This window comes from Mucilaginibacter flavidus (assembly GCF_024055575.1).
Classification (GTDB): domain Bacteria; phylum Bacteroidota; class Bacteroidia; order Sphingobacteriales; family Sphingobacteriaceae; genus Mucilaginibacter; species Mucilaginibacter flavidus.
The window spans coordinates 20,590-33,159 of the sequence record NZ_JAMXOE010000010.1; the positions used below are offsets into that span (position 1 = coordinate 20,590).

Sequence of the window (12,570 nt, forward strand, 5' to 3'; positions counted from 1 at the left end):
CACTTAATTTTAGGTTTTGGACGCTTAACCGGGCGGAAAGCGTTGTATTAAAGGTAAATTTATATCCCCATGCTTAGTTTCAGGAACTGTGTAAAGAAGAGTTTAACAAATTAGTTATATTAGTCAATTCCGAAATCCTATGATCAAAAATTATTTAACAATTGCCTGGCGCAACCTTATTAAGAACAAGGCATTGTCGCTGATTAATATAGGTGGTCTTGCAGTGGGTATGGCAGTAGTAATGCTGATCAGTTTGTGGGTTTTGGATGAAGTATCATTTGATAAGTATCACGATAATTATCATCATATAGCGGAGGTGGCACAAAATGTGACCAATAATGGCGAAGTGAAAACCTCGTTCCAGGTGCCCTATCCCCTGGCAGCCGCGCTGCGCAAAAACTACGGCAGTGATTTTAAATCTGTAGCAATGTCGACGCTCCCGAGAGATTATATACTGGGATCAAGCGACAAAAAACTAACTGAGCGAGGGGTCTTTATGGAAAGCGGCGGACCGGACCTGTTCACACTAAATATGCTCCGGGGCAGGCGCGATGCCATAAAGGACCCAACGTCAGTGCTCATATCGGCGTCGACAGCTGAGGCGCTTTTCGGGAATGAGGACCCGATGGGAAAAGTACTGAAGTTGAACAACCTGGAGAACCTGAAAGTGGAAGGCGTTTATGCAGATCTGCCTGAAAATACCACGCTTGCCGGTATGGCTTTTATTGGTTGCTGGGACCGTTATTATACAGATTATAGACTGAGCGAAATGCGCGAGCCATGGGGGCCAGGCAAAGTTAATTTATATGTTCAATTGAATGACCATGCCGACCTCGGGAAAGTATCTTTAAAAATCAGGGATGAACAGCTGCGGCATTTAAAACCGGTTTCAGCTAAAGCGAAACCGGCGCTGTTTCTGCAGCCGATGAGTAAATGGCATTTGTACAGCCAGTTTAAGGACGGAAAAAATATCGGTGGCAAAATACAATATGTGTGGCTGTTTGGTATTGTAGGGGTGTTTGTACTGCTGCTGGCCTGTATTAACTTCATGAACTTAAGCACAGCCCGGTCTGAGAAACGCGCTCGCGAAGTAGGTATTCGCAAGGCAGTTGGTTCATCCCGCAGCCAATTGATATACCAGTTTTACGGTGAATCGTTACTTTGCGTATTGCTGGCTTTTTTGGTCTCAATACTATTAGTAGCATTAAGTCTTTCAGCCTTCGATCAACTGGCCGGTAAACATATAGTTATTCCGTGGAACAGCCCTGCGTTTTGGCTCGCCGGAATTGGTCTAAGCTTTATCACCGCTATTATCACCGGCAGTTACCCGGCACTCTACCTGTCGTCATTTAAGCCCGTAAAAGTATTGAAGGGCGTGTTCCGCGTCGGGCGGCTGGCTTCGGCACCGCGTAAAGTGCTGGTGGTACTTCAGTTTACAGTTTCTATTGTCCTGATCATCGGTACCATTGTAGTTATCCGGCAGATCCTTTACGCAAAAGACCGCCCTGTAGGCTACAGCCAGGACAGATTGGTTGCAATACCCGTCCGGACTATTGAACTCCACCAACATTTTGAGGCGATAAAACAGGCCCTTGCAAGTAACGGTACGATAACTGAAATGGCCGAAGCAGATGCTCCACCTAACAAGCGTGCTGGTACTACTGGCGGCATCGGATGGCCTGGAGAAGACCCTAACCTGGATGGCAATTTCGGACAGGAGGATATTTCATACGATTATGGCAAAACCATTGGTTGGGAATTTAGCGCAGGCCGCGATTTCTCACCGTCATTCCCTTCCGATTCATCAGCGGTGATCATCAACCAGGCGGCAGCTGATTTTATGACCATGAAGAAACCGACAGAAAACTACATAACCTTTTATGGCCAGAAGTTTAAGATCATAGGCGTAGCTAACAACATCATTAACCGATCACCTTATGAACAGGTGCAACCTATGGTTTATTTTTTAGCGAAATGGGCGGGAGGTTGTTTACTGCTAAAGATAAGTCCGAAAATGAGCGCCGGTAAAGCTATTCACAACATCGCTGCTGTTTTAAAAACCGAAAACCCGGAACAGCCATTTGAATATCACTTCGTTGACCAGGAATATGCTAAAGAATTCGGTGATGAGGAACGCCTGGGTAAGCTGGCTACTGTTTTCGCCGGGCTGGCAATATTTATCAGCTGTCTCGGTTTGTTTGGTATGGCATCATTCATGGCCGAACAGCGCGTTAAAGAAATAGGTGTACGCAAGGTGCTTGGCGCATCAGTGTTCGCCCTGTGGCAATTGCTATCGAAAGACTTTGCCATACTGGTGTTTTTGTCAATAATTATAGCCTCGCCTGTGGCTTATTATTTTATGCACAACTGGCTGCGTAACTATCAGTATCACACCGATGTCGCCTGGTGGATATTTATCGTTACAGCTATTGGCGCTATACTCATCACGTTAATAACGGTAAGCTTCCAGGCCATAAAAGCCGCATTGGCAAACCCGATAAAAAGTTTGAAGACAGAATAACAAGCTATGTATGCCGGCTTTTTTATTGTCCCTTAAAGGAAGCCTTTTATTAAAATCATGACTAATTGTGATAGATGACCTTTCCAACGGCCCCGTCGGCCTTATCCCCTTATCCCCTGGCCAATCCGAATTATTAGGATCATGCTTGCTTATTTTTCATAAAAAATCACCCTTATTTAATATCAATTCTAAAATTTTTAATAGTTTCTGGATGTTAAAATAATTTAATTATTAGTTTTGGTTAAAGTGTTGTTAAAGACAGCGCTGTTTTACCAATTAACTAATTTATGAGAAAGGCCTGCTTAATTATACTTTGTATAATTTGTGAGACAATTGCGTATGCCCAGCAATCATATAACAGGAAGATTTTAAAATACTCCTCTAAAGATGGCCTTTCCTACGGTTTCGTAACAGGTATTGTACAGGATGACAATGGTTTCATATGGTTTGCTACCGAGGATGGGCTGAACAGGTTTGATGGCATAAATTTCAAGGTTTTTAAGCATAATGCGTCTAACCCTAACAGTTTACCCAGTAATTATTTAGATTTCCTTTATAAGGATGTAGAGGGCGACATCTGGCTATCTACGCGGCAGGGTATTTACCAGTTTGACACCAATACCGAAAAGTATGTAAAGTTTAAACAGGCGGCAAACATACAGGTAAACGATTTGACCAGCATTACTGCCGTGAAAAATACAGTATGGTTTTCAACTTACACCAAGGGTGTCTTTTCGTACAATAAAACGACCGGCAGTTTTAAAAATTTTAATCTCAAAAATATTGAGCCGGCAATACTTAATTCATCTACCTATGTGTACCAGGATTCGAAGGGATTATTGTGGGTTGGCGCCGAGACGACCACGTCTGTTTTTAATACGGCAGATGGACAAGTTAAAAAAAGTCTGAACAGCCAAATGCCATTAAACCAGGTTCCGGCTGGGCGGGTGAATGCAATTACTGAAGATGAATATTCGAACATTTGGATAGCAACAAATAAGGGCCTTGCAGTTTATAGAAGAGCTCAAAACAAAATATTGGTATTTGAAGGCCCTCGTTACCAAATGCGCAGTAACAATTTTTCATCCCTGCTCCAGGATAATAGCCATAATTTGCTTATCGGCCTGCAGGATGGAGGCCTTTACCGGCTCGACCTGCAAAAAGCAAACCTGACGGATTTTGAAAACGTATCCATCCAGCCGGTAAAAACCGACGACAATTTTACCGTAACTGAACGTACCGTATTCAGGCTTTACATGGATAAGGATAAAAACGTATGGGCCGGCACTTATGGCGACGGTGTATATTTATTAGGTAATGTGCCGGGTATATTCAAGAAGTTTCAGAATAAATTGCGGGACGCCAATAGCACGGGCTATTTACGGTACTATGGCATGTGTATGGACGATGAAGGCTATTTGTGGCTTGGCACCGATGGAGACGGGATATACAAAAAGAAACTTAATGGCGAGGTTATTCAGCATTATTTTGCTGATGTTCCGGGTGCGCCACTAAAGAACGTGGCTATTTTAGCCGCATACAAGTCACGCAACAATGATTTATGGTTCGGCTCGTACGCGCACGGTTTATTTAAGTACGATAAAAAGACCGGCAATTTTACCAACTGGATGCATAACGCCAGTGACCCATCGAGCTTGTGCAGGAATGATGTAAGAACTATTTTTGAAGATTTGGACAACAACATTTGGCTGGGTACAAATAAAGGAGGCATAAGTGTGCTGCCAAAAAACGGCAAAAAATTTATTAACTATTCTACTGCCAACAACACTTTACCCGGCAACGATATCAGGGTAATTTGCGAGGACAATACCGGAAAAATATACATAGGCACTTATGGCAATGGCTTGCTTTGTTTTGATAAACAGCAACATAAATTTTCCGCTTGCTTCAGTAGTAGCCAGTTAGCAGAATTTTTGCCAAGCAAGGTTATTTATTCACTTAAATGCTTCGGCAGTAAATTGATGATAGGAACGGAAAGCAACGGCCTTATTATTTATGATTTAGAAAGCAAAAGCATAAAACGGTTTATGGAAAGTGATGGGCTGGCAAATAATACCATAAACGCTATACAGCGGGACAGCAAGGGCAATATATGGGTAAGCACTAATAAGGGGCTGTCGAAAATTGAAAATAAAATGGGCAGCATTTTAAATTATGATGTTTCCAACGGTTTGCAGGCAGGGCATTTTAGCCCAGGTTCGTCTATGTATAGCGCCTGGGATAACTTTATTTGCTTTGGTGGTACCGAGGGCTACAATATTTTCTTTCCGGATGATGTAAAAAGAAGCAATTTTAAGCCAAAGGTGCTGATAACCGGCCTGCAATTATTTAACAAAGATGTAGAGGTTGGCGAAAAAGACCACATTTTAAGCAAGACGATTAACAAGGCAGATGAAATTGTTTTAAAACCCGATCAATCAGTATTCTCTGTTCAATATGTAGCGTTAAACTACCCATATTCAGACAAAAGTGAATTTGCATACCGTTTGGTAGGGTTAGATAAGAATTGGAATTACGTGAAAACGCAAAAGTCGGCCACCTATCGTTACCTGGAACCCGGCACTTATGTGTTTAAGGTTAAAGCATCCAACCAGGACGGTGTTTGGTTTGATGATTATGCTGCAATAAACATTCGCATTTTACCGCCATGGTACAAAACATGGTATGCATGGTTATTTTATGTGTTATTTGCCATAGCGATGGTTTATTATTACCTGCGCTATAAAAATAACCAGTCGAAGCTAAAGTACGACATCAGGCTGGCAAAGATAACAGCCGAACAGGAAAAAGAACTAAATGAGAAAAAGCTTTCATTTTTCACAAACATCTCGCACGAATACCGCACGCCGCTTACTTTAATTATAAATCCGCTAAAGCAATTGCTTGCAGATAAGGAAAATAGTCCCGGCGATACAAACGCATTGAAAGTAGTTTACCGTAATGCAAAACGTTTGTTAAGCCTTACCGACCAATTGCTACTTTTTAGGAAAGCAGACAGCGGCGGAGATAAGCTGACCATAGTAAAGCTTAATATTGTTGAGTTATGTAAAGAAGTAATCTTATACTTTGATTACCAGGTAAAAACAAAAAATCTGCAAATCGGGTTTAATAGCGACAATGCAGTAATTGAAGTATATGCTGATCGGGGAAAAATTGAAATCGTGATTTTTAATCTAATCTCGAATGCCATAAAATTCACCCCGGATAACGGTAAAATAAGCTGTGGGATTATTGAGGATAGCGACAGTGTAACTATCCGGATAAAGGATTCGGGATATGGCATAAGTAAGGAAATAGGTGAGAAGCTTTTTGACAGGTTCTTCCAGATTCAAAACATCAGCCAGTCGCACGGCGGCGGGTTTGGAATTGGCCTTTATCTCGTGAAAACATTTATCGACAATCACCAGGGCCGCATAGGTTATGAAAGCGAGGAAGCTAACGGCAGCACCTTCAGCGTTACCCTTTTAAAAGGCAAGAAACATTTTGGAGACAATTTAATTTTTGAAGATACGACTGAACCCTCTATCTTCCTCGACGAGCTGATGGATGACGAGGGGTTGGTAACAGAAAGCGAATACCTAAACCAGGTACCGGCAGATGCTTATAATGCATTGGTAAGCTCGAAAAAGGTATTGCTTATAATTGAAGATAACCCCGAGGTTAGGCAATACATTGTGCAGATATTCAGTTACGAATACCACGTTTTTGAGGCAGATAATGCAAGAGACGGCTATAATATGATTTGTGAGCTTATGCCAAGTTTAGTAATAAGCGATGTAATGATGAATGGCTTTAGCGGAATTGAACTTTGCAGCCGTGTAAAAGAAGATTCGGCTTTAAGCCACATTCCCTTTATTTTATTAACTGCAAATGCACTACCCGAAATAAAGCTAAAGGGGATAGAATGCGGCGCTGACGACTACATAACAAAGCCGTTTGAAAAGGATGTGCTGGTGGCGAGGGTTAACGGGCTGATAAAAAGCCATGAAAACCTGCATAAATATTTTTATAATGCTATTACGCTAAAGTCAAATGGTCACAAGATACCTGCGGAATACAAGGAGTTTTTGGAAAGATGTATAGCGATTGTTGAAAACCACCTGGAAGACGAGCAATTCAGTATTAAAAACCTGTCTGATGAAATAGGCATGAGCCATTCTAATCTTTACAAAAAAATCAAAGCTATATCAGGTAGGTCGGCAAATGAGTTTATCAGGTATATCCGGTTGCGCAAGGCTGCCGAACTGATGTTAAATTCTGACGTTACCGTAGCTGAAGCTGCTTATAAAGTTGGTATCAACAATGCCAAATATTTCAGGGAGCAATTCAGCAAGCTGTTTGGTATTAATCCTTCAGAATATATAAAGAAACACCGGGGGCAATTCAACCCGGCAGGTAAACGTTTTGTTACAAAACTTTAGAATTAAAATCAGCTTTTCCGGATTATTTTATTCAAAAAGTAGTTTATCTAGCGCATTTTATTAAATAGCCCCCCTATAATTACGATTTACCCCCCCTTTTTAGTTCGCTATTATCACCAGATTAGCGTTGCCAATAATACCTGTATCTTTTACATTAATTAATTTAATAAGCATTTATACCACCCGGAGGAATAAACCAGGCTGGTAAAATAGGCGGTTTAACTATAAATGTATTTTATACGGTTATAGGCCAAAAGAAAAGCAAATACCAATATGCGATTCATAAACCCAATTATTATTAACCTAAAAAAACAACAAAATGGAAGAAAAAAAATGCCCTTAACCCTAAAAGTGATTGTATGGCGATTATTCAATTGCCGCTAATTAGAACCTGTCAATTTCTCATCTTAAAAATCAACTATGCAACATTTTTTATCTAAACAAACACGCATTTTATCGAAGCGCTCAAAGGTGATATCAGCTTTCCTGCTGGTATTTCTGCTGCTTACCGATATTGCGAATGCAGCTGTGAGCAGTAAAACTAAATTATTGATGCCTGAAAAAAGGGCGTCTGGTTATAATAACACTATTGCCGCACCAATTAACATTAAAGGAAAAGTAACCGACCAGGCCACTGGCGAAACCCTCATCGGTGTTTCGGTAAAAATCAAGAACACCAATACCGGGACGCTTACCGACGTAAACGGTAATTTCGCACTTACCGCACCTGATAATGCAACTTTAGTGGTATCTTACATCGGTTATAGCACATTGGAGGTGCCGGTGAATGGTCAAACAACACTCGATATTAAATTACAGGCTTCGGCAAAAGGCCTTAATGAAGTTGTGGTTGTAGGCTACGGTGTACAAAAGAAAGCCACACTTACCGGTGCAGTAGTAGCGGTTAAGGGCGATGAACTAATAAAGTCACCCGCAACGAACCTCTCCAACTCAATTGCCGGGCGTATGGCTGGCGTTACTGCCACCAATTCGAGCGGTGAACCTGGTTATGATGGTTCAACCATTCGCATCCGCGGTACTAATACGCTGGGAAATAGCGACCCATTGGTGGTAATTGACGGGGTTCCGTCGCCTGCCGGCCAAAACTCGATTGACCGTATAAACCCGGCAGATGTTGAAAGTATCTCCGTTTTAAAGGACGCATCTGCAGCTATTTATGGTTCCAGGGCAGCTAACGGCGTTATCCTGGTTACCACTAAGCATGGTAAAATGGGTAAGCCGGAAATTTCTTATACTTACAACCACGGATGGTCGCAGCCAACTGTTATTCCTAAAATGGCTAATTCAACAGAGTATGCTACTTTGGTGAATGAAATTGACTTATACAACCTGCCATCGCAATACTGGAGTGCTGCATCTGCTGCATTTAAATCAACCGGAAGCTTTACCAGGCCCGATAATGGTGCTACGTCTTCAGCGTCATTCCAGCCTTCCGACTTTAAAAAATTCGCCGACGGATCTGATCCATGGGGACACCCTAATACCGATTGGTTTAAGGCCACTTTAAAAACCTGGTCGCCCCAGTCGCGTCAAAACATCCAGTTAGCTGGTGGTTCGGAAAGTGTGAAGTATTTAGCCTCTATTGGATATGAAAGCCAGGACGGATATTATAAAAATTCAGCTACCGGCTATAAGCAGTATGATTTTCGTTTGAACCTTGATGCCAAGGTAAATAAATATGTAAGCACTTCGTTTGGCGTATCAGGTCGCCAGGAAAACCGATCCTTCCCTGACGGTGGTGGTGCGGGCGATATATTCAGGATGCTGATGCGCGGCTATCCTAACAAGCCGGCGTACTGGCCAAATGGGTTACCGGGACCGGATATTGAAAACGGCCAGCAACCCGTACTGATCACCACCAATCAAACCGGGTACGCGAAAGATACACGCTATTATGTGCAGACTAATGGCAAAATCGAGATCACCGTACCAGGAGTAGCTGGATTGAAATTTACCGGAAACGTAGCCCTGGATAAATATATGCAGCAAACTAAAAACTGGCAAAAGCCATGGTTTGTTTACAGCTGGGATAATGTGCATTATGAAGCTGATGGCAAAACCCCGGTGCTGACTAAGGTAGCGCGCGGTCCGGCCCAGGCAAATCTTAGCCAGGGTTCTGATGACCAGTTTAGCAGTATGCTGGAAGGTATAGCAAGTTATACCCATAGTTTTGGCAGCCATAACATTGTGGTGCTGGCAGGTGTAACCAAGGAAAAATCAAATGATAGCTATTTCGGCGCCAACCGCAGGTATTATAACTCAACAGCAATCGATCAATTATCTGCAGGCGGTAACGCAGAAATCGGCAACTACGGCGGAGCCTGGGAAAAGGCCCGTTTAAGTTACTTCGGCAGGGTTGGGTATAACTATAAAGAGAAATACCTGGCCGAGTTTTTATGGCGGGTGGATGGTTCATACATCTTCCCCGAAAATCATCGCTTTGGCTTCTTCCCCGGCATATCAGCCGGCTGGAGAGTTTCGGAGGAGAATTTCTTTAAAAACAATGTGAAGTTTATCCAAAACTTAAAGCTTCGCGGGTCATGGGGCCAATTGGGGAACGACAATGTGGTTAACCCTGCCAACGGACAGTTGGATGAATACGCGTTCCTTTCCTTATATAACATTGGTTCTTACATAATTGGTGGCGTGCCGGTACAAACATTAGCCGAAGGCATAGCACCAAATCCGAATTTTACATGGGAAGTTGCCAATAACAGCGATGTTGCATTAGAGGGTACCACGTTGAATGGAAAACTTGATTTTGTGCTGGAGGCTTTTTTAAATAAACGTACCGCCATATTATGGCCTAAGTCGGGTACCATTCCTGCCACCGGCATACCCGGTAACCTGCTACCTCCTGTAAATTATGCAAAGGTAACCAATAAGGGATGGGAGTTTCAATTAACCTATCATGACAATGTTGGCCAGTTTCGATATAATGTAGGAGTTACCGGCAGCTATGCTAAAAACAGGATCGATCTGTGGAATGAAGCTCCCGGAGCACCTGCGTGGCAAAAATCTACCGGACACCCTATCGGAAGCAGCCTGTATTATGTTTACAAAGGTATATTTGCTACACAGGCTCAAATTGATGCCAATAAAATTGACTACAGTGGCGTTGGCGCAAGCACCTTGCGTCCCGGCGATATGATTTACGAAGACGTAAACGGTGACGGTAAAATTACCGGCGATGACCAGGTGAGGAATGATAAAAATAACACCCCTACTTTCCAGGGAGGTTTAAGTATTGGTGCACAATATAAAAACTTCGATTTAACGGTTTTATTCCAGGGTGCAGCTGGTGCACAGCTTTATTTTCAAACAGAGTCAGGAACTATTGGTAACTACACGCAGTACAGTTACGACCATCGTTGGACGGTTGATAACCCAAGCACAGTTTACCCCCGCACCGTCGACCGGAATAACCAATATTTCTCAAATGGTAATACCTACTGGCTGTTGAATATGAATTATATCAGGCTTAAAAACGTTGAGCTTGGTTACACCATCCCATCCACAATCAACAGAAAAATTGGCTTGAGTAATTTACGCTTCTATGCAAACGGGCTTAACCTGGCAACATTCGCAAAGCAGCATATATATGACCCCGAATCAACAAGTTCAGACGGGCACTATTACCTACAGTCAAGGGTCATCAATTTGGGCGCAAGTGTAAAATTTTAATTTGAACGATATGAAAACATTTTTAAGAAGTATCTCAATGATCACCGTTGTATCGGGAGCACTGCTTACATCGTGTAAGAAGGAGTTTTTGAATACAACGCCATTAAACCAGGCATCGTCGGCAACCACCTGGGCAGATCCCAACCTTTCGCAGGCTTTTGTAACTGAGTTGTACAATGGTCTGTATGAAGGTGAACTTAACCAGGAAAACCTCGATTGCCAGACCGATAATGCGCTCTACAATTTTGGAAAAGAGAACATAAACGAAGGGAACATAAGCCCGGCTAACACTGGCAACGTACCGCATACGTACGAATGGGGAAACATGTACGCCCGGATACGGTCGGCTAACATTGCTTTAGAGCAATTGGCTAAGTCTCCAATTGATAAATCACTGGCCGACAAGTTAACAGGCGAAGCTTTGTTTATGCGTGCATATTATTATAATCAATTACTGCGTTATTACGGGGGGATTCCACTTGTGAAATCGTCTTATTCGGCCAGCGCAACTGACTTTACTATTGCCAGGAGCAGCTATTCGGATTGTGTTGATTTTATAGTTGGTGACCTGGACAAGGCCAGCACCCTGTTGCAAGGTAAGTCCCAGGATAAAGGGCGCGCCACAAGTGATGCAGCATTGGCTTTAAAGGCCAGGGTGTTATTATATGCCGCCAGCGATTTGCACGACATGCCAACCGCAAAAGCAAAATCGACCCTTATTTCTCAATTTGCGCACCCTGAATTGTTAGGCTACGTAGACGGTGACCGTGCCGCCCGCTGGCAAAAAGCACAGGACGCAGCAAAAGCGGTTATGGCTTTAGGTAAATACGGTTTTAAACTTGATTTAAGTGCTCCTGACGCTAATGGTTTTACAAATTATCAAAACTCCTATTTATCGAGAAATGGCGGCGAGGCTGAGCTTTTGTTCGCCCGTTATTTTGCTAACGCCAAAGACGAGTGGGGTGCATGGTATGCCCGTAACAACTGTACTAACGGTTACCACGGCTGGACATCGAGCGAACCGACGCAAAACATGGTTGATGATTATGAGATGATGGATGGTACCAAGTTTGACTGGACTAAACCAGAAGAAGCTGCAGCTCCTTATCAAAACAGGGATCCCCGCTTTTATGCTTCTGTATTGTATGACGGTGCCCCATGGAAACCTCGTACACCAGACGGCGCTGGTATTGACCCTTACAATGAGATACAGATGGGCACTTATCAAACAGGCAGCGCAGGCAGCGCAGTAACTTACTTTGGTTTGGACACAAGAAACGGGCCTATCGAAAACTGGAACGGCACTCGTACCGGTTATGCCATCAGGAAGTTTATGGACCCTAACCCGGCTATTGTTGATAATAACACACGCCAGGAAGTGCCATCGCCTATGATAAGATACACCGAGGTTGTGTTTAATTACATAGAAACATGCCTGGCCTTAGGCCAGGAAGGCGAGGCGAAGACCTGGCTCAACAGGATCCGCTTCCGCTCGGGAATGCCGGCTATTACCGATGCAGGGGATGCCCTGGTGCAACGCTACCGGAACGAACGCAACGTGGAAATGATGTTTGAAGAGCAACGGTTTTACGACGCCCGCCGCTGGATGATTGCACCGCAAACGCTTGGAAATAAAGCGAAAATAATGAAGATTACGGGTACACTAAAGGCTGGCAAAACGGTAAGCGTTTACAGGTACAATACCGATAATTACAATTATACCTATACGGTACAGGAACTTGACCCGGGAGTGGAAAACCGCAGCTGGAATGACAAAGTTTATTTCCCGCCTATTTACAGGGATGAGATGAATAAAAACAATAAGTTAATTCAGAACCCAGGTTATACTAATTAAAGAGAAACAAATTCTGTATATTTAATCTAAAGAATGCCGGGAAGAAA

4 protein-coding genes are annotated in these 12,570 nt (G+C 43.0%); all 4 read left to right on the forward strand.

Annotated elements, in window-relative coordinates; all coding sequences use genetic code 11:
• The first annotated feature begins 139 nt into the window (after positions 1 to 139).
• The 4 genes from NAF19_RS15670 to NAF19_RS15685 all read left to right on the forward strand — a co-directional run bounded on the left by NAF19_RS15670 (position 140) and on the right by NAF19_RS15685 (position 12,523).
• Complete coding sequence (locus NAF19_RS15670; RefSeq protein ID WP_252791013.1) at positions 140 to 2,521, forward strand: ABC transporter permease; 2,382 nt, start codon at positions 140 to 142, stop codon at positions 2,519 to 2,521.
• 287 nt (positions 2,522 to 2,808) lie between these two features.
• Positions 2,809 to 6,963 carry a hybrid sensor histidine kinase/response regulator transcription factor gene (locus NAF19_RS15675; RefSeq protein ID WP_252791014.1) on the forward strand — a complete coding sequence of 1,385 codons (4,155 nt, stop codon included), beginning with the start codon at positions 2,809 to 2,811 and terminating at the stop codon, positions 6,961 to 6,963.
• Between the two features lie 420 nt (positions 6,964 to 7,383).
• Positions 7,384 to 10,668, forward strand: a complete 3,285-nt coding sequence (locus tag NAF19_RS15680) for a SusC/RagA family TonB-linked outer membrane protein (RefSeq protein ID WP_252791015.1) — start codon at positions 7,384 to 7,386, stop codon at positions 10,666 to 10,668.
• Positions 10,669 to 10,678: 10 nt separating this feature from the next.
• Positions 10,679 to 12,523: a RagB/SusD family nutrient uptake outer membrane protein gene (locus NAF19_RS15685; protein ID WP_252791016.1), complete on the forward strand. Its 1,845-nt coding sequence runs from the start codon at positions 10,679 to 10,681 to the stop codon at positions 12,521 to 12,523.
• Positions 12,524 to 12,570 lie beyond the last annotated feature (47 nt).